At 40.1% G+C, this 21,586-nt stretch carries 17 protein-coding genes; all 17 read right to left on the bottom strand.

Annotated elements, in window-relative coordinates:
* Window positions 1–236 precede the first annotated feature (236 nt).
* Window positions 237–2,282 (bottom strand): alpha-L-rhamnosidase C-terminal domain-containing protein, encoded by a 2,046-nt coding sequence (locus ACQ86H_RS15165; protein WP_431291606.1) that lies wholly within the window; start codon window positions 2,280–2,282, stop codon window positions 237–239.
* Between the two features lie 166 nt (window positions 2,283–2,448).
* Window positions 2,449–4,038, bottom strand: a complete 1,590-nt coding sequence (locus tag ACQ86H_RS15170) for an SLC5 family protein (RefSeq protein WP_431291607.1) — start codon at window positions 4,036–4,038, stop codon at window positions 2,449–2,451.
* A gap of 207 nt (window positions 4,039–4,245) precedes the next feature.
* A complete protein-coding gene (locus tag ACQ86H_RS15175) occupies window positions 4,246–5,331 on the bottom strand; it encodes a Gfo/Idh/MocA family protein (RefSeq protein ID WP_138821014.1) in 1,086 nt (361 codons plus the stop codon).
* Window positions 5,332–5,458: 127 nt separating this feature from the next.
* On the bottom strand, window positions 5,459–6,661 hold the full coding sequence (locus tag ACQ86H_RS15180) for an L-rhamnose mutarotase (protein ID WP_431291608.1): 1,203 nt from the start codon (window positions 6,659–6,661) through the stop codon (window positions 5,459–5,461).
* Window positions 6,662–6,741: 80 nt separating this feature from the next.
* A complete protein-coding gene (locus ACQ86H_RS15185; protein ID WP_431291609.1) occupies window positions 6,742–7,962 on the bottom strand; it encodes a hypothetical protein in 1,221 nt (406 codons plus the stop codon).
* Window positions 7,963–7,965: 3 nt separating this feature from the next.
* Entirely contained in the window at window positions 7,966–8,862 is an 897-nt protein-coding gene (locus ACQ86H_RS15190) for a sugar phosphate isomerase/epimerase family protein (protein ID WP_431291610.1), read from the bottom strand.
* A gap of 3 nt (window positions 8,863–8,865) precedes the next feature.
* Window positions 8,866–10,344, bottom strand: a complete 1,479-nt coding sequence (locus ACQ86H_RS15195) for an acetylxylan esterase (protein ID WP_431291611.1) — start codon at window positions 10,342–10,344, stop codon at window positions 8,866–8,868.
* A gap of 171 nt (window positions 10,345–10,515) precedes the next feature.
* Entirely contained in the window at window positions 10,516–10,629 is a 114-nt protein-coding gene (locus ACQ86H_RS15200; RefSeq protein WP_431291612.1) for a hypothetical protein, read from the bottom strand.
* A 65-nt stretch (window positions 10,630–10,694) separates the two neighbouring features.
* Entirely contained in the window at window positions 10,695–11,405 is a 711-nt protein-coding gene (locus ACQ86H_RS15205; RefSeq protein WP_431291613.1) for a sialidase family protein, read from the bottom strand.
* 286 nt (window positions 11,406–11,691) lie between these two features.
* Window positions 11,692–12,351 carry a DUF3826 domain-containing protein gene (locus ACQ86H_RS15210; RefSeq protein ID WP_431291614.1) on the bottom strand — a complete coding sequence of 220 codons (660 nt, stop codon included), beginning with the start codon at window positions 12,349–12,351 and terminating at the stop codon, window positions 11,692–11,694.
* 105 nt (window positions 12,352–12,456) lie between these two features.
* A complete protein-coding gene (locus tag ACQ86H_RS15215) occupies window positions 12,457–15,195 on the bottom strand; it encodes a family 78 glycoside hydrolase catalytic domain (RefSeq protein ID WP_431291615.1) in 2,739 nt (912 codons plus the stop codon).
* 163 nt (window positions 15,196–15,358) lie between these two features.
* Entirely contained in the window at window positions 15,359–15,889 is a 531-nt protein-coding gene (locus tag ACQ86H_RS15220; protein WP_431291616.1) for a hypothetical protein, read from the bottom strand.
* A gap of 2 nt (window positions 15,890–15,891) precedes the next feature.
* Window positions 15,892–16,083 carry a hypothetical protein gene (locus ACQ86H_RS15225; protein WP_431291617.1) on the bottom strand — a complete coding sequence of 64 codons (192 nt, stop codon included), beginning with the start codon at window positions 16,081–16,083 and terminating at the stop codon, window positions 15,892–15,894.
* A 73-nt stretch (window positions 16,084–16,156) separates the two neighbouring features.
* A complete protein-coding gene (locus tag ACQ86H_RS15230; protein WP_431291618.1) occupies window positions 16,157–18,091 on the bottom strand; it encodes a glycoside hydrolase family 2 TIM barrel-domain containing protein in 1,935 nt (644 codons plus the stop codon).
* A gap of 35 nt (window positions 18,092–18,126) precedes the next feature.
* Window positions 18,127–19,548 (bottom strand): sialate O-acetylesterase, encoded by a 1,422-nt coding sequence (locus ACQ86H_RS15235; RefSeq protein ID WP_431291619.1) that lies wholly within the window; start codon window positions 19,546–19,548, stop codon window positions 18,127–18,129.
* 150 nt (window positions 19,549–19,698) lie between these two features.
* Window positions 19,699–20,490 (bottom strand): hypothetical protein, encoded by a 792-nt coding sequence (locus tag ACQ86H_RS15240; RefSeq protein ID WP_431291620.1) that lies wholly within the window; start codon window positions 20,488–20,490, stop codon window positions 19,699–19,701.
* A gap of 44 nt (window positions 20,491–20,534) precedes the next feature.
* Window positions 20,535–21,527: a hypothetical protein gene (locus ACQ86H_RS15245; protein WP_431291621.1), complete on the bottom strand. Its 993-nt coding sequence runs from the start codon at window positions 21,525–21,527 to the stop codon at window positions 20,535–20,537.
* Window positions 21,528–21,586 lie beyond the last annotated feature (59 nt).

Here is a 21,586-nt window from a genome sequence, read left to right on the forward strand (position 1 = left end):
GATAGGTTTAAATTAAAAAATGTTTGCGCTCGTTTCTCAACGAGTGCATCAATAGCTAAACGATTTTATCGTTTGTAAACGATGAATTATTTAACGCTCGTTAGAAACGAGCGTTAGCTAAAGCGAATACTTCACCTCATATTCCCTGCCCTTTTCAATTGTTACCTCAAAAACGCCTTTCGAAAGCTCTTTTATTGTTGCACCTTTAACCACAGGTTTTGATTTACTTTTAAACCTTAATTTCCCAATTCCGGTTGCAGAAGAAACCCTGATTTCTTTTTACTGCAATACACAGCGATATCACCATTAGCGGTAGGCACTTTGCCCTCCATCCACGCCAGACCACCTAAATTTGGTTCAATGGTATAAGTTTCATACCCTGGCGTGGTTGGCTGAACACCCAAATAATATTTCCCCAATAAATAAATCGGACTGGCTCCCCAGGCATGGCAAAGGCTTTTTCCAAACGGACGGCCATACATCGCCAAGTGTTCAGTGCCTATTTTATCTGGGTTATATTCTTCCCAGAATGAAGTGGCGCCTAATTTTAACATGCCACCCCAATAGTTTTTCATTTCCTTTAAAACATAAGGTTGCTCGCCCATGGCACAAAGAGCTTCCAATTCATAAAAACGCATGTAAGGCGTGGTGATTTTCGCTACCTTATCATTTAGCAGCACATTTTCTTTAACGGCTAATTTTTGTTCCAGGCTAAAATAATCAAAGAAAATACCGAACATATTGGCATACCGGGTTACGTTATCAGTTTGTTTATCATCAATTCTGCTATGCACCAAGGCCTTTTTTTGCTGATTCCAGTAAAGCTCAAAAATCTTAGCTTTCAGCGATTTTGCTTGCTGATCATATTTGGCAGCACCCTCTGTATCGTTGGCTAATTTGGCACATAAAGCCATGGTTTCTAAACTTCTGGCATATAATAACTGCTCAAAACTTACCTCGCCATCCTTGCTCAATTTGTCTGCCCAATCAATAAAAATCCAGTCGCCCGGCATCCATTCTAATAGCCCGTTTTTGTTCTTTCTGCCATCTATATAAGTCATTAACGATTGCATACGGGGATAAATATCCTGCACAAATTTCTGGTCGCCGGTAAATTTGTAGTAATCATAAATCCCTAAAAACCAATAGAAAGAATAATCCATGATGGTATTGATGTGTGCCGTTACCGGATCTTTACCACGCTGAGCCAGCAACGTTCGTTTTACCGTTGGTGCATCAAAAAACGAATAATAATTCATCAGGTAACTTTGATAAGCATCTCCGCTCCAAACCCATCTGTCGCGTTTTATGCCATCGATAAAAAACTCCCTTGTGTTTAAATGGAAGGTGTATTTGGCTACATCGTAGATTTTATTGAGCTCTGCATCTGATGATTTAAAACTTCCGCGTTCGGTTACCGGAGCATATTCATACAACATGGAAACGGAATCAGCAGAAACACCATTTCCGGGTTGAAAATTCACATATCTGAAGGCTTTGGAAAGCGGCATAATGGAATCCTTTTTCTGAGCGAGGTCGATATCCAGATGGTCTAAAGTTTCACATTTTTCGGTAGATAAGGCCTCTTCTTTCGATTCTCCATAATAAATATTCAGGCTCCCTTTTCCTTTTAAGCCATGTACTTTTATAAAACCAAAGGTTTCTTTGCCGAAATCAGAGATTGCACCGTTATTAATTTTTTCTGATTTAACCGCAGATTGTGCGACAACGGGCAATTTAAATTGCGATGGCAATTGGTTCGGATCGTTTAAGTTCCAGGAACCAGCAGAAACGAATGTGGTTCCTGATTTATCAGAAGTTTTTCCGCTGGCATCAATCCATTCTTTATCTTCAAAAGTGGTGAGCCAGGTTCCGTCTGATACAACAGTTTTGCCCTGTACAAAAATTGCGGGAACATGCGCCTGATTGTAAACTTTTAAACTCAATTTATGCTTTCCGGCAGGAATTTGGATGCTTTTTGGAAAACCGGGAATGGCCTGGCCATCAATTTTTACATTATAGGTGCCTTCTACAATAAGTTTAACTTCTTCAGGTTGCGTAAGGTTAAATTCTTTATGAAAATCGACCAAAACATAGTGACTGTCCATTTTCCAGAATACAGGAAAAAAGGAGCCTCTTTCTGTTCTGCGGTTCTGCATTACATTACTCATGTAAATATCGAAATCGCCGGGATACCAGATCCAGGAGGCTTTTTGGGCGAAGAGCTGAACAACGGAGCCACTGAAAATGATGAGGAGCATTAGCTTTTTTAGGGTTTTCATACTATTTAGTTTTTAGCCACAGATTGACACAGATAGACACGGATTTTTATATTGTGTGTATCCTTTTCATCTGTGGTTCATTTATTACTTTCATTTTTTTATTTGTCCATTAAGATTCCCAATCGACCCGATAGCTATCGGGTTGGGAATGACGATCCTTCTAATTTTAATGTCCGTTAAAGAAGATATAAAGTGCAACCATTACAACAGCCAAAGCAATCCACGAAATCCAAACCGATTTGGCCGGTTTTTCTATATTGGCCTGATGTTCTTCATTAACCGTATAAATGCTAGGTGATCGATCCAGCAATGAAATCAGGATGGCAATGATCAATAAGCCGGCGAAAATGAAAAAGGACAGCATTAAATAGTGTGGCCAAAAGGGAAATTTGTTTGAGGGCAAAATCCACAGATAAGTTACCCCTATGCCTAAACTCAAGATTGAGCCAATAGAAAGCGTGAAGTTTACTGCTTTTCTCGTGGTTTTTTTCCAGAAAACGGTAAGCAGGAATACTACTGAAAGTGGCGGGGCAATAAAACCCAAAACGGATTGAAAAACATCAAATAGGTTTAATCCTTTAATGTTATCGATCGCCAGCACTACAATAACAGCAAATATACAACCAGCCACAACGCTCCATCTTCCGATGCTGATAATCTGTTTATTACTGGCCTGTGGATTGATTTTTTTGACATAAATATCCATGGTAAAAACAGTACTTAATGAATTTAAGGATGAACCAATGGTGCCCACTAATACGGCAATCAATACCACGATCACCAAACCATTCATGCCTGGAGGAAACAGGTTGGTTACCATCGTCATGTAAGCTTCGTTAGGATCTTTTATGCCGGGAAATAACACATAACAAAGGATACCGGTGCCAATAAATAATGGTAGGGAAAGGATTTTTAACCAACCGATAAAACTCACACCCAACTGACCCTGTTTTAGGTTTTTAGCGCCTAAGACCGATTGTACCATCGACTGATCGGTACAGAAAAAAGCAACAGCAGCAACCGGATAGCCTAATAAAATGGCATACCATGGGTATTTGGGATCGCTGGCGGGTTGTACCAAATTCCAGAAATGATGTGGTGTTTTGGCATAAAGTGCTGAAATGCCTCCAACTTTGTTTAAGCCTAAAAGCATTAAAGAAAGTGAAACGGCAATTAGTAAAATCATCTGGAAAACATTCACTTTGGCAATAGCTTTTAATCCGCCAAAAAAGGTAAACAGGCCTGCAAAAGCGACTAAAACAGTAACAGATTGCCACATGGGAATGCCTAAGATCTGCCTCACCAAAAAGCCTCCTGCAAATAAACCAAGCGATAACCAGGAAATTAAAATCTTCACCAATGCATACCAGGCCAATATGTTTTGAGTAGAATCGCCGTAGCGGTTGCCCATAAATTCGGGCATGGTACTCACCTTTGCTGCGAGGTATTTTGGAGCAAAAACTATCGCGAGTAAAAATAGAAATATAAAGGCATACCAGTCAAAATTGACCGCCACAATACCCGTACTGTAGCCGATACTGGCAAAGGCCAATAACATAGACGGACCTACATTGGTGCCCCACATATTAAAGCCGATGCTGCTCCAGTTAAGTGATTTATTGGCGAGAAATAAGGTTTCATCTTCGCTCTTCTTTTTCGAAAAACTGGCCCGGTACCCTATAATCATCAGGATAACGAGGTATGCGATGACGATGATGTAATCTAAATTGGTTAAACGTTCTACTATGTTTCCCATTGGTTTATTTGGTTAGTTTGATTGTACGGTTTCGATAGTTTTTAGCCACAGATGAACACGGATAAACACAGATTTTTTAAGGTTCAATAGCTATAGTTCTTGGAGATACGAGCCATAGCTAATCTTTTCGTCATTGCGAGGAGGTACAACGAAACAATCTTTCATGCAAAATAGATTGCTTCTTGCCTCACAATGACGATATTTCTTTTAAAGTCCTATCGATTCCCTTGTAATCTGATTGGCTTTTAAAATATCATCGATCTTTACCGGCAATCCGGTTTCTAAAGATTGATCCATGGCTTGCAACAATGCTACTGTTCCAATTCCTTCTTTTAAATCAGGATAGGCTGTAAAATTGTTATTGATGCTATCCGCAAAGTATTCAAGATAATTTTGGTATTCTCCGGCATGGTGGCTTTGCCCTTCAAAACGGAAGTAATGTTTTAAAGTGGAGTCGCCCCAGGTAATGATTTTCTCTTCACCTGTTTTAGTAGTAACGGAATAACGCAGCTCATGGTAATCGGCCTGACTAGCGCCTTCTGTACCACGCAGGATGCAACTCATGCCACTGTCGCGGCTTGCGGGTTGTGTTGGTCCGGTATAAGCGCCACTTACCCTTGCAATTCTACCATCTTTTGCCTTGAAAATAAAGTGCATAGTATCCTGATTTTTTAAACCAGCCTTTAAACCGTTGCTGCTTAACATCCCATAGCCCATTACTTCCTCGATATCAGGCAAATACCAACGGATAAAATCTGTTGGGTGACTTAAACCTCCGTAAAGCCATTTAAATGATTGTTTTAACGACCATCCTTTTTCCAAAAACCAACGGTGATCGGCGTGGTAATGACTTTCTATCGTAATCAGTTCACCGATTAAACCTTCTTCAAAATCTTTTTTCTGGCGCATGGCAGGCTCGAAAAAACGGGAACTTTGTCCCACGAAAATTTTCTTTCTTGATTTTTTAGCAAGCTCCAAAAGTTCGTTTGCATGTGCCAGGTCATCAATAAATGGTTTGGTACAAACCACATGTTTTCCATGTTGAAGAGCCAGTTTTATGTGCTCAAAATGCAAATGATCGGGTGTGTAAATCGCAATCATATCGATTTTATCGCTGGTTAACATATCCTCATAGTTCGTTGTCCAGTTTTGAAAATCAAATTCTAAAGCCCGCTCTTCGCAAAGCTTTTTATTGGCATCACAAATCTGGATCAGCTTAAACTTTTTGCTTGCCAATGATGCAGAGATGGTACTTCTGCCCTCTCCTAATCCTAAAATCCCTAATCTTAACATGATATTATTTTTATAAGCGTTATTGTTCTGTTTTCGTCATTGCGAGGAGGCACGACGAAGCAATCTTTTTGATTGAAACATTGCTTCGCCCGATGAAAAATCGGGGCTCGCAATGACGATTTTACTATTACTCAACCGGTTTAAAAAACACCCAAACCTCATCAGGTTTTGTGCCTTCAATTCCTTCCTGGTATTTCTTCATTATTGCATTCCATTCATCCACTTTTGGATTATTTAAAGTAGTTTTTGGATTCAAATCGTCTAATTTTTTCCCTTTTGGGATACTGATAATCAACATTAACTGCCTGTCTTTTTTAAAAATTGCCAAACGCTGAAATTCTGCATTACAAAAGCCTTTTGATATTTCAGGCCATTTCTCAAACTGAGTTTTATGATATTTCAGGTATTCATTTTGCATCTTTTCGTCTTTCACTAAATTCGCCGATAAAATGATGTTATCCCATTCTGCCGCCGGTTTGTCCCCACAATTCTTCTCCCGCTTGAAATCGTAAAATAAATCGTCGTAAAGTTTGATTTCAGTAGCATTTAAGCGTTTTAAAGTTTGTTGTAGACTTTCAACCTTTAAACTGGAGGTATAAATGACCATTCGGTTATTCCATTTGTAAATAGCGCTTGTCAGAAGATTATTTTCCTTCGCGAAAGTTTTTAAAGCATGATCTGTAGGAACGTCGGAAGATTTAAAAATTAACTCAAAAACGACAGATTGATCTACGGCCTGATTAATTGCGCTGTTAGAATATGCTGCTTTTTCATTTAACAGGTATTGGAAAGGCTTTTCTAAACCAGCATTTTGCTTAATTTTTTCGGAAACCTTTGGGCCGTTATCTTCCCATAAATTATTAGGACCATTGGCATTTTGAAGGTACTTTTCAGCAGGAGTCCAGTTGTTTTTGATGGTGAAATATGATGAACCTTCATCGGTGTATAAATAAAACCAGTGTTCGGGAAGGTGCGCATAGGGTGCTTTGTAAATGCTGTCGATTACATTTTCGGTGATAAAAGATCCGGGTTGGGCTGATAAAGTATAAATTCCGGCAACATCGTATAAATGTTTGCCATAATGATGGATCTTGTTGGCACTGATGGTATTATTCTTCATCGCATTTGGCGTCTTCGTCCAGCCCCAGCCCATGCTGATACCAGAATAAGAAACATCGCTGATTTCGTTGTGTAGAATTTTAATCCCCTGAACATAGCCCACACCGATCCCCAATGCGCCCCAGTCTTCGTTGGTTACATCGGTGATCAGGTTATTTTCGATTTTATCATCGGTCGATATTTCACGTTGATCGGATGGATTATAAGGCAAGTGCACTTCAGTCGCTTCGTCAGAAAAAGTTCCGACTAAAATGGCTGAACCTCCAATATCTTTAAATAAGTTTCCCTTAATTATATTATCTGCGGTTCCTTTTTGTAATCCAATCCTGTTGAAGCAAGGTGTTCAAAGCGGCAAACTTCAAATGAAGTATGATGGGCATAATTCACTTCAACCGCTGAGGCTGGTCGGCCAACCCATGCCTGGTTTTCTAAAGTCGGTTTATCAGGTGTTCCGGCTTTATCCAGTTTATAGGCATCGAGCATGTACATGCCAGCCTGATGTGGCACATGACCTTGTTTGGAAGGTCTTAACCAGGTACTGTGCTCAAAAGAAATGCCCTTAAAATTTACAAAAGCAACCGGATTGTCTATTGTTCCTTCAATTTTGACCAGATTTTCTAATACCGGAGCAATTATTTCGGCATTAATCATGTTTTCTGACGCTTTAGGCCAATAATAAAGTTTATGGTTTTGCAGATCTTCAAACCATTCGCCAGGTTCGTTTAAAAATTGAATGGAATTGCTGAGGTAAAAAGCAGAATTACCTGTTTTCTCCGAAATCCATGGTGCCGGCCAGGGATGCTCGGACTGAATCCTGCTTTCGGGCTGCATGAATGATAGTTCAGCCGTATTACCCATCACTTTAACCGATTTTACGCGAAGATTTGCAATGGCCCACCATTGGTGGATCAGCATTTCCATGCCTTTAATATTGGTTAAATTGATGTTCTTTTGGAGTGGGATTTTACAGGTTTGGTTTTTGCTATTCCATGATAAAATTCTGCCCATGGCAGCACCATTGTAGTTTTTTGCACGAATGGCTTTTTGACCATTTACCCAAAGTTGACGGAATTGCAGATCGCTCCCATCAAAGTTTGGAAGATCGGTTACCCAAACTTTCCCGATGGCTTCTTTTGGTAAGCCTGCAACAGTTTCAGTAAGTTTTTTCCAACCTTTTATTTTCACACCTCCACTTAAAACTACTTTTTCAGTGGCTATAATTTCTGTCGGACTTTCTTTTGTCCCTGAATCTTCGGGACGGAGCACGACAGGCTCGTATAATTGATAAAAGCCTTTTGTTATGATTATTGTAATGCCATTTTTAATCGAAACATCATTTAAGCGACGTAATTCTCGTGCTTTTCTAATAGCAGAATGGAGTGTGGCCAAGGGCTTTTCTTTGGTTCCAACATTAGTATCATTGCCATTTAATGAAACATAAATATCTACTGCATCTGCTTTGAGGTACAGCAAGTTCAGTATCAAGAAAATGGTTAGGCTAATCTGCTTCATAAGTTATTTGGCTTGAAAAACCGATTTCAGGTAGCTGGTATTTGCACTGAAGTTATATTTAACGTTGGTGGGCTGTTTAGCATCTCTGCTTCTCTCTACTACTAACCAACCGCTCCAGCCCATATCATCAAGCGTTTCTTTTACTTTATTTAAATCGATTTTAGGATCGTTTTGTAACCAAACACCATCTTCATTGCTTGCATGAATCTGAACGATGTTTTTCTTGCCTAAAATCCTTAATTCTTCAAGTAAATCTCTTCCGTTTTTTATGGCATTTGAAAAATTGAAATAACTTTTTACGTTTTTTGAACCGATATCTTTGAGTAATTGCAATTCGCCTTTGGCATCTAAAGAAGTCTCTACACCGATTATAACACCAGCTTCTGCTGCCATTTTACCGGCAATTTTTAACCGCTCCACAATCGGTTCTCTCAGTTCAGGATTTTTGACCAGGTCGCCCTGAATGCCTAATGGCAGAAAAACGACTTTAATGTTCATTGCTTTGGCCGTGTCCAAACAGTCCTGAATCATTTTTTGATAGGTTGGCCGCTTTGCGAAAGATTGCGCGTAAAATCCGGTCATGGCCAATGAGCAAAACTCCAGATTCAGTTCTTTGGCTTTATCCAAATACTCTTGCCTGATTTTCGGGTCTGCCAGTTTATTATCGAAAGTTTCTCTATCCCCTAAACCACCCATGTCGATCTCTAAACCATCTGCACCAATTTCTTTAGCAAGTGGTAAAGCGCTAATTTTTTGACGTTTAAGGATCATAAGGTCAATTACCGCAACTTTATACCTGTTTTTCTTTTCTGCAGCAAAAAGTAATTGATCAGGAATCATCAAAGTGCCCGCGAGCAAAGCCGCATTACCAATAAAAGTTCTCCTGTTCTGAGTGTCCATCTGTTATTTTGTTGTACTTAATGGAAAAAGTTTTTCCAGGTTCTCAAAGCCCATTACTGCATTTTTAGGTAATTTTTCGCCTTTATCACCAAAAACATACATCGCGTTTTCCTTTTCGATGGTCACTTTGCTTTCGTCGTATTTGCCGGTTTTATCTTTAACGGCGGCGCCATTAAGTTTGAAGTTCTTGATCAGGAAATCGTACAATGCAATGCGTTTATTAATGCCAAAATCATGTTTTTCATCCGGAAGATGTACATTTTCAACTTTATCTTGCACACCATAATAGCCGTACATTTTTTGGAGATACGGAAAATCATGCTGGGGTGTATGTGCTGTCCAATCTCCGCCGTCAGAAACTAATAATTGTGGTCGCGGTGCTGCCATAGCGGCCAGTTCTACATTATCGGTTCCGCCTCCACATTGGTGGATGGGCATTCCGCTTTCGCAAGGGCAACCACCATAAAAGTATGATGACATGGCCACCACCGGAGCGCTTAGTTTAATCCTATCGTCCATAGCAGTCATTAAAATAGAGTGACTGCCGGCACCTGAACCGCCACTAATGCCAATTCTGCTGGTATCCGTTTCTTTTAAAGAAGAGAAATAATCCAAAATCTTTATTCCACCTAAAGCCTGCACGGTTTGTGCTAAACTACGGCGGTGGTCTTCATATTTAAACTGGAGCATCGATTCGCCCCAGGCAAATAAATCATAGCTGAAAGCCATTGCTCCCATCCTGGCGATGGTGGCGCAACGGATCTGGCAATCGGGTCTGTAGCGTTGCTTTTCCCAATGTCCATCCGGACTTAACACCACCGGGATTTTTCCCTTAACATTTAATGGTTTGTAAAGTGATCCGTTGATCCAGACACCAGGCAATATTTCTAAAGCAATATTTTCTACTGAATACCCATCAAAAACTCTTTTTGCCGTGATAATCGGTTTTGAATTAGGTTTTGCAGGCAAAGGTGATAACATTAAGGCCTGATAAAGTTCAGGTTTGATTTCCCCTTTGCGTTTTTCCCAGCTGGCTTTATCGTGGTATTTTGTCGCTAGCGTATCAAGATAAGCCCAGCCATCCTGCACTTCCCAACGGTAATATTCGTACTCTTTAAGTTTGTAAACGCCAGGTTTTTCCTTGTTTACTTTCATATCCAATGGCATTAGCACATTGGTTAGTGTTTCATCTACATCGCTTCGGAAACGCCATTCGGCATAGTTCACCCATTTATCTTTTACCTGAGGCTCCGAATATTTGATCTGTACTTTAAACCTGGTCTGGATTTCTTTGAGGACATCAACCAATGGTTTTTTGTAGAGGTTGTCGGTGTTTTGGGTTTGGGCGAAGCCGTTATTTAAATAAGATAGGTAAACAATAAATAATATAGCTAAGTATCTAAACACCCTGCCCGTCATTGCGAGTGCTGATTTTTCATCAGCCGAAGCAATCTTTCTTGATAGGATAGATTGCCACGCCATTCCTCCTCGCAATGACGATCGCCACAACCTCGAAATTATATATCTAATAGCATTTATCATCTTACCCCTCCTCGTTTTTAATTTCAGTAAGTATTGGCGCGGTATAACCTTTCAGTTTTGGCCAAACACCATTTTCAATTCTCTTTAGTTTTAATTTTGATGGATCTACCACTACATGTTTGATTTTTCTCTTCTCCAGGTGTAAATGAAGTGTAGCAAGCCATCGCTGGTTTGGATCACTGCCGGATAAGAATACTGACTGATCGGCGAATCTTCTAAAATCAATGCAGCGTACCATTCTTTTCCATCTTTGGAAATGGAAACATTTAATGGTGTTCTTGGTCCTTTGGCTAAATCGCCGGGGGCAATACATGGTTGTACACCAAAACATGGCGACCATCTTTCATGGTTACCGCATCCGTTCCCGAATTGTTATTTGGTAAAGAAGTTTTGGTTAATGGCGACCAGGTTTCTCCGTTATCTGTAGACCACGATTCGACAATTGCCCTATTGGCAGTTCTGGCTAAAATCTGCAGTTTGCCGTTTTCATGCTGTAAAATGCTGGGTTGAATGGCTTTGATTCCATTTTCGGGCAAAGGACCAATGGTTCTCCAGATTTTGCCATTGTCTTTGGTTACTTCAAAATGGATTTTCCAGCCGTCGCCTTCTTTGCTTGATGGCGCAAAAAGATTCCCATTACTTAGCAAAACTGGTTTATTTTTAACCGGACCGATATAGCCATCAGGTAATTTAGTGGCATCCGACCAGGTTTTGCCACCATCTTTTGAAGTTCTCATCATACCCCACCATTCGGAAGGTTTAGGTCCGATTTTATAGAATAATAACAGATCTCCGCCGGGCACCTGATATAGAACTGGATTCCAGGTTGGTAATCGCTTACCTTCAGGTTGGATACCATTAGCTACCGAAACCGGCGCTAACCATTTGCCATCTACAAAGCGGCTGATGTAAATTTCAACATCAGGATTACGCTCTTTCGTACCTCCAAAAATGAAGCGACTAAACCTGTTGGCGTTTCGGCGATTGTTGCAGAATGGCACGATGGAAATGGCGCTTTGTCATAAAGGAATTCCTGTTTTACAATGCCGGTTTGCCACTTTTCTACCTGGGCGTTGGCGGTAATTACTGCTGCGAAAATAAGCCCTAATGTGATGTATATTTTTCTTTTTAACATAATTTTCATTAATCTACTCGCTAGTGTCATTCCCAGCTTGACTGGGAATCCTAATGCATTAGCACTGCATATCCTTTGCTTTAAGATTAGCTTCGCTGAGCACTGCGTGGTTCCCGCCTGCGCGGGAATGACGATTTGGCTGAATAAACTGCCTACTGTTTAGCTGCTTTCTCCTCTTTTATTTTTTTAGTATAAGCACTATAGAGCGCTCTCCAGCTGCGTCCGTTATTATTGAGTAATTGCTCTGATTTGGTTTTATAGATTTCGAAAATGGCCGAAATTTCTTTCATATTTTTATAATCTACGGCCTGTTCGCGTGCCTGTTTTAAGAATGACAGGATTTTAGCTTCTTCATCTGCAGTTAAATCCGGAACGATGGCTTTGTAACCTTTCATCGTAAAATCGACCTTTCCGATAGTATATTTATCTAAAACTGCTTCAACCTGCTGAGGTGATAAATTTTTATTCAATCCATCCATTAAAGCCTGATGTACCGTTGAAGGCATGGCAGAATCGGCAATAATTTGTTTATCGAGGTCGTTTAATTTGTTTCCGGTTACAGGATTTATCCCGTCAGGAACGGTTGATGAAGGATGATCATTATGCCAGTCTTTAACAGTGGTTAAATGAACTGCGATTACATTTTCTACAATGGTTTTCTTCGCGGCATCGGTTAAATTTAATGTTGCCACCCATTCTTTTGCTTTGGTTAAAATATCCTCGGGTACGACTACATCTTTGGTTTGACTAAATGCGCTTACTGAACTGATCAGTAAGGTTATTGTTAGTAATGATTTTAATAGCTTTCTCATAATTGTGTTTTTTTAATCGTCACCCTGAATTTATTTCAGGGTCTAATAGCAGGGCGGCCTTGCATAAAAGATGCTGAAATAAATTCAGCATGACGGCTGTAATAATTATTTCTTCTCCACCACAAAAGCATAATCACCAGAACCAATTTCATAAACGGCTCTATTTTGCTCCATTTTTATAAATTTTAAATCTTTAACCGATTTTATTTTTTCTGAAACTTCATTTCTATTATTTGCAGGAATATACACCATTGCCGTTGTATTTGCGGGAATGGTTACATTCCATTTAAATTGACCAGCTGTTTTGGTATAACTACTTTTTATCAAGCCATAAACCGAATTATAGCTCGCATTTACCGAATTTAAGCCGTTAATCATTTCAGGTTTCATTGTTATCTTTTTGAAAGCAGCACTTTCTGATTTAATTCCGGCGAGGTTTTCATAATACCAAATCAGTAAATCACCTAACATCATCACGTGATTTTGGGAATTCATTTTCGGATCGGCGGTATTACCATTCCACAATTCCCAGATCGTAGTGGCACCATTTTCGACCATGTAACCCCAGCCAGGATAAGTTTTTTGTGTGGCCACCGTATATGCTAAAGCTGGTCTGCCATAATCGTTCAAACAGCGCATTAGCCACTGAATCCCCACCAATCCATTGCTTAAATGTCCTTTATTAGTTACTTCTACTGTGTTCGTGATGTTTTTAAAAACAGTCTCTACTTTACTCTGAGGAACCATCCCAAAATAAAGCGGAATAATGTTATCGGTTAATGCATTTGAGGCATAATAGCCTTCTTTGTTATAATATTTTTGGTTGAAAGCATCTTTGATCTGATTCCCCAAAAGCTCATAGTTTTTTACATCTTCTTCATTGCCGATGGCTTTCCCAAACTGGATCATCAACTGGGTAAAATGATAATAATAAGCTGTAGAAATTAACTCAGAGGGATATTTTTTATCGGCACTCTTTCCTCTTCCAGACTCAATCGTAACTGGTGGCATACACCAATCGCCATAACTGTCTTTGGTAAGGATGTAATCTTTCATATAGCGGTCTTGCATGTAAGCCAACCACTTTTTCATTGCCGGATAATTATCGCGAACAGCAGCAACATCGCCCGTTTGTTTGTAAAGCATTTCTGTAACCAAAAGCATTGCCCCGGGCCAGGTCATGTTATCACTGTAATACCTCCAAAACGCAGGCGCAACATCAGGAATAGCACCATCTTCTTTTTGCGAATTCCGGATGTCCTGCAACCATTTTGCATAAAACCTGCCATTATCAAAAACGAAATTTTCTCCGTAAGCTACTGCGCCCCTATCACCCAGCCATGGCATGCGCTCGTTACGTTGCGGACAATCAACCGGAATGCCTTTATAACAGCCTGCAATTCCCCACCATGCATTTTTAAAAATCTGGTTGGTTAAAGCATCCGAAGTTTCGAATGTGCCTACTGTTTTCATGTTGTCGTAAATTATTTTGCCTACGAAATCATTTACAGTTGGCTCGTAACCATACCCCGAAAGCTCAACATACCTGAATCCACGATAACTAAAATTGGGTTCCCAGGTTTCCGTTTCTCCGCCTTTTAAAGTATATAAATCGGTGCATTTCGCATTACGGAGATTTGCGGTAAAAAGCTCATCATTCTCCTGCAAGGATTCTGCAAAGCGCAGTTTAATCTGTTTTCCTTTTGCCCCTTTTACCTTAATTTGCAACCAACCCACCATATTTTGCCCCATGTCGAGGATATACCTTCCGCCAGTTAATTTTGAAATTGAAACCGGTTTTAGTGTATTCATTACCCGCATATTTTCATTCATTTGTGCTTCAATGGTTCCTGTTGGTTCTTGCACAAATTCGGCTTTTAACCATTTACTGTCATCAAAACCGACTTTATTCCAACCTTGAGCTTCTTTTGTAGCGTCATATTCTTCCCCGTCGTATTCGTTGTTGGCCCTGATTGGTCCATCGGCTGTGCCTTTCCAGCTATCATCGGTATCAATATTGGCTGTAGTCCCATCGGTGTTTATAATATTGATGTTCAGCAGCATTTTCGGGAAGCCAAATGTTTTGATTTTATATGGTTTTTCATTTTGGCGCATGGCGAAAAACCGGCCATTACCCAAAATTGTACCGATTGCATTTTTACCATTGTGGATGTACTTGGTTACGTCGTAGGTATTATACTTTACATTTTTGGTGTAATCAGTTGGCGATGGAGACAAGACGTCTTCTCCTACTTTTTTACCATTGATATAAAGTTCATATAAACCCAAACCAATGATTGAGGCTGTAGCCGATTTGATCTGTTTGGTACTCTGAAATTCCTTTCTGAAATACCTTGCTGACAAACGCGAATCTGTTTTGATGTTATCCCATGGGAAGGCTCTGTCGAAACCGATCCATCCTTTGGGCCAATCTTTATAATAAAGCAAACCCATCGAAAAATAATTATTCGCAGACCATTCGCTTTGCCCAGCATTAGTCCAGATTTTTACTTTCCAATACGCTTTTTGTCTGCTATTGAGTGGTTTTCCATTATAATTAATATGAATCGATTCTGATGAATTTACTTTACCAGAATCCCATATATCGCCTTCATTTTCCTTTAACTTTTCCGCAGATGAAGCAACCAAAATCTGATAAGCGGTTTGCACTACATTGCGCTCGTTGGAAATGATATGCCAGGCAAACCTTGGTTTTTGAACATCAATTCCCAAAGGATTTTCAAGCATCTCGCAGGTGGTATGCTGCAAAGCAATTTGTGCCACCACTTTTAAAAAGGGTAGTAAGCAAATGCTGATGATCGATATGTAGGTTTTAATGTTCATTCACTTCCAGGTTGATTACACTTTCTTAGTTATTCTTTATTTGCTCCCGCAGATTTCGGAGATTTCCGCAGACCAACGATTCCCTCATCTGCGTAAATCCGCCTTATCTGCGGGCTATTTTTCTTCTTTACTTTGCGAAGACTTAGCGTTTTTTGCGGTTAATCTACAACCCCGAAAAATCAAAATACAGCGTCATATTCAATGCCCTGATCGGGTCTTTATCAAAATCATAAAATACATGTTTCATGCCCATTGGTCCGGTGGTTTCTGGTTTTTGTGTTTTGGTGCCGATTGCCGAAATGCCGTTCATAAATGAAATATCTCCATTCGGGAATGTCGGACTCAGGTTATCGTATTCGGTATCTTTTGATTTTTTTGGCGTAAATAACCTCAAAAAAACATCCTCGCGATCGGTTATCACTTTAAATGATTGCTGTTTGCCAATAAATTCGCACCAATACATATTCGAGTAATAACCCTTAAACTCGGCATATTGCCACGGCGCTTCGCCGGTTGCGGAGTTATTATAATCCTTTTTCCATATTCCAAATTGCGTGCCTTTCATCCGGTTTTTCCAAACACGGTACAGACCGTTGCCTTTATATTCTACTGATTTAATTTCAGTCTCCGGATAAGAAAAATTCAAACCCACAAAAGTGGTAAAGTAAGCCGATGGGAAATAATTTACCTCCATTTTTAACCAGCCAGATGGATAAATTGTCCATTTAAGGGTGTTAAAACTTTCTTTTTATCAAATTTGGATGAAATCACCAGGTTTCCATCTTCCATTTTTGTAGTGAAATTTTTAAAATTATTTTCTCCTTCCTGTAAAACCGGACCGTTTGAAAACGGAATGATACCTTTTGTGTTTTTAGCCTGTTGGAGCAAACCGGTGGTTTTATCAAAGGTTAAATCGATGCCATTTGCTGAAACCTGATAGGTTTTAGCGTCTTCTTTAAAATTACTTTCGAAGTTCCGGTTTTACCACCAATTTCCCTGCATCATCCTTTGGCAAGGCAATTGGGAAACTCCAGGTAAATAATTCTTTGCCATCTGGTCCGTTTGCGGTAAGGTAAAGTGCATCAAAATTTCTCCAATCAGCAGGAAGATTGATTTTTAATTTTCCTTTTTCTAAAGGTTTGATATCTGGTGCATCCGCTTTTCCTGTTTTAAATTCAGCATCCTCATCTGCTTTTAGTTTTTTTAATTTCCAGCTGAAAGTACATTGATTAAGGTTGGTAAAAGCATAACGGTTTTCGAGCAGAAATGAACCATCAAATCCAGCAGTCATTTCTCTTTTCTCAACAAAAACAGGACTCCAGACTTCTTTAATGGTGTAAAAACTGCCTTCTTTTTCATGGTACGGACCAACAATCCCGTCAGGGCCATGGTTACCGTCGGTATCCAGTTCGCCGTTCTTATCGGTACGCACCACCCCCTGATCGGCAAAATCCCAAAGAAAGCCACCTGCAGAAAGCGGATTGTTCCACATGGCATTCCAGTAATCTTCAAGGCCTGCACCATGACCGCCATCCCACATGCCATGCAGAAATTCGGTAGGCATTAAAATATGATGTCCGTGATCGTAATTACCGATTCCGTAATTAAATTCGCGGTAATGTGTGGTTTCGAAACCGCCAAAAATCTCCCAAGGGTGAATTAACGGACGTTTTTGTATATCTTCTTCAGCAAAAAGATGATCCAGTTCGCGGTTATGCCCGCCTTCATTTCCATTTGCCCAAAAGATAATCGAAGGATGGTTTTCGTCATTCAACATCATTTCTTTCATCAATTTGGTACCCGTTGGTGTATCGTAGGTGCCATGCCAGCCAGCCAGCTCGTCCATTACAAACAATCCCAGCGAATCACAAACATCCAAAAAATGACCATCAGGAGGATAATGCGACATCCGAACGGCATTCATGTTCATTTCCTTCATCAATAACACATCGGCAATACTGATTTTTTTATTCGTAGTACGACCTGATGATGGATAAAAAGAGTGACGGTTTACGCCTTTAAATTTCATTTTCACTCCGTTGATGTAAACACCATTACGTTCTTTTACTTCAACGGTTCTGAAACCTATATTTTTAGAAAGCTGATGAATTTCCTTCCCGTTTTTAATTAAAGTAAATGTAGCAGTATAAAGATTTGGAAACTCTGTAGACCATAAAGCCGGATTGTTGAACAGGTGGTTAAGCATTACGCTTTGCGTCCCTTTCTTTATCGCGGTGCTAAACCGATCGCCAAAACGTTTTCCGTCTTTCGTAAAAACTTCTACTTCAACTTTATCCACATCGCCTGTGTAAGCTATTTTCGCATCGAAATTTCCATTGGCTTTGGCATCGATCTGAATTCTATCGATATGTGTTAAAGGCAAGGATTCAAGATAAACCGGTCTGAAAATGCCTCCGAAAATCCAGAAATCGGCTTTGCGTTCTGCATCGTTAACGGATGGATTGGCAGAATGCTTGGATACTTTCACTTCTAGTAAATTATCACCTCCCAGTTTAATTAATTTCGATATATCATATCTAAAAACATAAAAAGATCCCTGGTGTATTTCTCCAGCCAGTTTTCCATTGATTTTTACCTCGGTATCGGTCATTGAGCCCTCAAAAACAATATTGATCTCCTTGTTTTTCCAGGCAGCTGGCACGTTAAAACTGTATTTATAAAGCCCCTGCTCTTTCCCCTTGTTCTCTTCTTTGTTAAAACCATAATTGTATTTTCCAAAGCCCTGTAATTCCCAGTTCGAAGGTACAGGTATGGTTGTCCACTTGCCCGAATTAGCACCGGCGGTACAAAAGAAATCCCAGTTAACGGTATTGTCGTTCCCTGTTCCGGATAGATATAGTTTTTCTGTTTGCTGTGCCTTTGCGCTACAAAACATTATTGTTAAACACCAGAAAAGTATAAATCTGAGTCTCATTTATTGGTTTTAAATTGTTTGGTTAATGGATTATCGGTTCTGAATGGCAATGCGGGTAAACCGCTACTGTAAAAATTTCCGGTTGGATTTTCGCTCCAATTGTAGCGCACAGCCACGGGGTTTTCAATCTCTTTTGCCGAAACAACAACTTTTCCGTATTTAACAATAGCCTCAGCATTAACGAATTTACCCTCTTTTCCGGCAATTGTAAATCCAGTGATGGAAGATAAATGATCAGTTTTCAAGTATTCAAAATCCAGGATTGCCTTGTCCCCAACAAAAGAAACACTTTTGTAAACGGGACCTGAAAAATCTATTTTTTGGTTGTAGGTTTTACCTAAAGTCAATAGCGCTAATCTTCTGCCTACTTCCCATTTATAGGTTGGATGCAAATCTCCACCGTTGTCATTCAAATCCGAAGTAGAAATCATACCAGTATTTGGCAAGCGTAAAATCTGCTGTTGAGCCTCCCAGAAGTTGGGTTCGGTATCAGCTGTTAAGATAACCTTTTTACTATTTTGCTTACTGTAATCGTATGGTGCAATTTGCACATAATAAAAAGGCATCTGCTCGCCCCAGGCTTTACGCCAGAGGTTTACCAATGTTTTTAATTTGTAGGAATAACTGATGTTTTCATTCAAAAAACAGTTTGTTTCGCCCTGATACCATAAAAAACCTCGGATTTTGAATTTCGCAAGCGGCTCAATCATTGGTGTATAAAACTTTCCAGGGTCGTTGCTAACTTTTTGATTTGTAAAATATGCTTCCTGTGCAAAAGCTTCTGGTGCTATCCAGGGTTCGATGGCGCTACCAGAAACGGCAGAAGAAATCATGCCAACAGGTACACCCAATTTCTCCTGAATTTCTTTAGCGAAGAAATAACCTACTGCAGAAAAGGCACGCAAGGCCGAATCCTGTGCTACAGCCCAGCTTGTATGGATAGAATCGGGTTTGTTTAGTGTTTTTCGATTTACCAGGAAAATCCTGATTTGTGAATTTTTAGCTTTTTCTACTTCGTCATACGGGAAACCCAGTTTTTCATTCTTAGGCTTAGGAATTTTCGCCAGCTTTCGCATTTGATATTCCATATTCGATTGGCCGGAACATACCCAAACCTCGCCAACCAAAATATTGGTTAATTCAATTTTGTTTGTACCTGAAATGGTCATTATTTGCGACTTGGAAGACGTTTTTAAGGGTGCCAGCACCACATACCAGTTTCCGTTTTTATCGGTAAGTGCTTCTTTCTTCTGACCTGCAAAGGTGACCTGAACTTTCTCATCAGGAGCCGCATAACCCCAGATATTGAGGGGTTTATCACGTTGCAAAACCATATTACTGGAGAGAATCTGAGGCAATAGGATTTTGGCGTTGGCGGAGAGGGAAAATAAAGAAAGAAGGATAATTAGTGCCGTCATTTCGAGCGAAGTGCAGCGCAGTCTAGAAATCTGTTTAACTTGGTTCAAAGATTCCTCCACTGCGGTCGGAATGACGTACTGGAAAGATTGCTTCGTTTCGATGAAGGATCGAAAACTCGCAATGACGATATTTCTAGTAAAATTGTGCATCTAAAACCTTTCCGTTTTTAAATATTTAATTGAATAAACCGCCTCTTTTGTTGATTCGCCTGCATTTTTAAGATCATAAGTCTGATCGGCCGGAGTATCTACATCAGGGAAACGACGAACATCGCCCGTGCGGAAAACAACCCGCGAAACATCGGCCACAGGCTGGAAAGCCAAACTGGTCAGCACCTCTTTTCCGTTCACCGTAATGGTATAGAACCGCGTAAAAGCATCTAACTTTAGTTTGATATCATAGCTTTTGCCGGCTTCATACTTCATGAAATTTTTATAACGCGCTCCGGCTTTCGCACTAAGCGTTCCAGCGCTATCAAAAGTCAAACGAACGGTGGCGGTTCCTTTTGCATCCTGTAATTCAATTTCCAATAATCCAAAGTCGTTCTGTTTTGGTGTAACCGAGAATGAAGTCATGATTTTGCGGGATGCAGGAAACAATCTTTCAGCTTTTGCATAATCAAATGGGTCTTTATCTTTTAAAATCAATGTGCCATTTTCTAATTTTACCGGTGCCCAAAGCGGACTGTATATGTTCCACATTTCGAGCGCTTTATCAGCAGATAATTTACCGAAATCATCATTTACATGCTGCGTTGCCTTATCATTAACTGGTACCGGAACTGCAGAAACCCAGATATCTTCTTTATTCATGCTATAGGTTACCCACAATTTGCCATCTTTTGGTTTTCCATTTCCTTCTTCAATGCCACGCACATATTGCGGACCGTATGATTTGTAATTACCGCCATAACGCATCGGCGTGATTTCGCCATTTACCAACAATAAATTGGTATAATCCAGTCCGTTTTTACTGGTTGATATGGCTAAAGGCCATCTATATTCTGAAGGATTATATACGGTGGCATAATTGCCATCCGAAGTTTTTGCCCCCAGATTTTGGCATTGCTGTTGACAAAACCAGGCGCACGCGAAGCGTTTTCAGGCCAGCTTTTGCCATTATCAGTGCTGATTGCGGTTAGGGCATTTTTCCATAAACCCACCACTCTGCCATCAGGTAAATGATAGTAGCTGAAAGCTTTATATTGTTTCTGTAAAGTGATCAGCGGATCTTTTCTATCTGCTTCTTCATTCCATTGCTGCGTCATTAACTTATTTGATAACAATTCATTACAGGCATCAATAAAAGTTTTGCTTTTACTTCTGGTGTATAGCGGGTATTTGGTATTTTTCTCTGAATAACCGGGATTATAATGAATAAAATAAATCGGGCCATATTTTCCATCGGCCTGAATCTCCCTTACAGCCCTACCGATTCCGTGCCCGTCGTTGGGATCGTCTTTTGCATCGAAACTAATGGCATAAAAACCCAAAACGAGGAATACATTTTTAGTGGAAACATAAAAACCCATTCGTTGGTGCATCACGGCATCCAAATCTTTCGCTACATCGGTTCTACCCTCTTTTGTCGTTCCATCAGGAATGCGGTAAATTGGGAAAACCACTTCAGGTTTGGTCCAGGTGTAACCATCTGTTGAAGATTGTACTAAAGTTTGTCCTGGCGGGATGCTCTCGCCTACTTGATCACTTAAATATTCGATATAAAATTTGTTGTTCCAATAGGCTAACATTGGTGCGTGGTTGTAAGTCCAGCCAAAGTTTTCGGCAAGTTCTGGGTGTTCGCGGTTTGCCCTAAACGTTTGGATGCTGTGTACGCCCATCACCGGCGAAAGCTGCCCGTGGTGATAATCGGCATTAACCAGAGTTTTACCTGTATAACGCACGGTATCCTGCGCCTGCGAGGATTGTATCGCAAGTGCAAATGGCAGGGTTAAACAAAGTATTTTAAATGTATTCATGTTTATATTTTGGTCTCTGTCATTCTGACAAAGGAAGATTCTCTAGCCGATTAGCACTT

It is taken from the genome of Pedobacter sp. P26, assembly GCF_050632135.1.
Lineage (GTDB): Bacteria > Bacteroidota > Bacteroidia > Sphingobacteriales > Sphingobacteriaceae > Pedobacter.

Excerpts from the sequence above, each read along its gene's own strand:
- ACQ86H_RS15215 (WP_431291615.1), bottom strand. The coding sequence starts at position 15,195 with ATGAACATTAAAACCTACATATCGATCATCAGCATTTGCTTACTACCC.
- ACQ86H_RS15230 (WP_431291618.1), bottom strand. The coding sequence starts at position 18,091 with ATGTTTTGTAGCGCAAAGGCACAGCAAACAGAAAAACTATATCTATCC.
- ACQ86H_RS15175 (WP_138821014.1), bottom strand. The coding sequence starts at position 5,331 with ATGTTAAGATTAGGGATTTTAGGATTAGGAGAGGGCAGAAGTACCATC.
- ACQ86H_RS15235 (WP_431291619.1), bottom strand. The coding sequence starts at position 19,548 with ATGACGGCACTAATTATCCTTCTTTCTTTATTTTCCCTCTCCGCCAAC.
- ACQ86H_RS15210 (WP_431291614.1), bottom strand. The coding sequence starts at position 12,351 with ATGAGAAAGCTATTAAAATCATTACTAACAATAACCTTACTGATCAGT.
- ACQ86H_RS15195 (WP_431291611.1), bottom strand. The coding sequence starts at position 10,344 with ATGGCGTGGCAATCTATCCTATCAAGAAAGATTGCTTCGGCTGATGAA.
- ACQ86H_RS15185 (WP_431291609.1), bottom strand. The coding sequence starts at position 7,962 with ATGAAGCAGATTAGCCTAACCATTTTCTTGATACTGAACTTGCTGTAC.
- ACQ86H_RS15170 (WP_431291607.1), bottom strand. The coding sequence starts at position 4,038 with ATGGGAAACATAGTAGAACGTTTAACCAATTTAGATTACATCATCGTC.
- ACQ86H_RS15165 (WP_431291606.1), bottom strand. The coding sequence starts at position 2,282 with ATGAAAACCCTAAAAAAGCTAATGCTCCTCATCATTTTCAGTGGCTCC.
- ACQ86H_RS15245 (WP_431291621.1), bottom strand. The coding sequence starts at position 21,527 with ATGAATACATTTAAAATACTTTGTTTAACCCTGCCATTTGCACTTGCG.
- ACQ86H_RS15190 (WP_431291610.1), bottom strand. The coding sequence starts at position 8,862 with ATGGACACTCAGAACAGGAGAACTTTTATTGGTAATGCGGCTTTGCTC.
- ACQ86H_RS15220 (WP_431291616.1), bottom strand. The coding sequence starts at position 15,889 with ATGGAGGTAAATTATTTCCCATCGGCTTACTTTACCACTTTTGTGGGT.